We start from the raw sequence: 304 nt of genomic DNA, 5'->3' as shown, positions 1-304 counted from the left end.
TTTGATCCGGCTATCGGTTTCGTCCTTGCTGTAGGCGCCGACATCGGCGGCGGTCAGGGTAATGTCATTGACCAGCTCTTTATCATTGACACGGCGGGTCAGAGGCACTTTGCTGTCCGCGGCTTTCAGGGCCTGTTGAGCTTCATTCAGGGCTCGCTGGGCTTCATGCATAGCCTTCTGGGTTTCCTGCATGACTTGCGCATCGCCGTCTTTGATCCGGCTATCGGTTTCGTCCTTGCTGTAGGCGCCGACATCGGCGGCGGTCAGGGTAATGTCATTGACCAGCTCTTTATCATTGACACGG

General features: G+C 56.2%; 1 pseudogene. It reads right to left on the bottom strand.

Features of this window, described 5'->3' with window-relative positions:
* Nucleotides 1–304, bottom strand: a pseudogene (locus Xbud_RS20065) (phage tail protein); the annotation flags it as partial.

Source organism: Xenorhabdus budapestensis, from assembly GCF_002632465.1.
GTDB classification, from domain to species: Bacteria; Pseudomonadota; Gammaproteobacteria; order Enterobacterales; family Enterobacteriaceae; genus Xenorhabdus; species Xenorhabdus budapestensis.
Note: the sequence above shows the minus strand (reverse complement) of the source record. Positions and strands in the feature narration are given on the sequence as shown.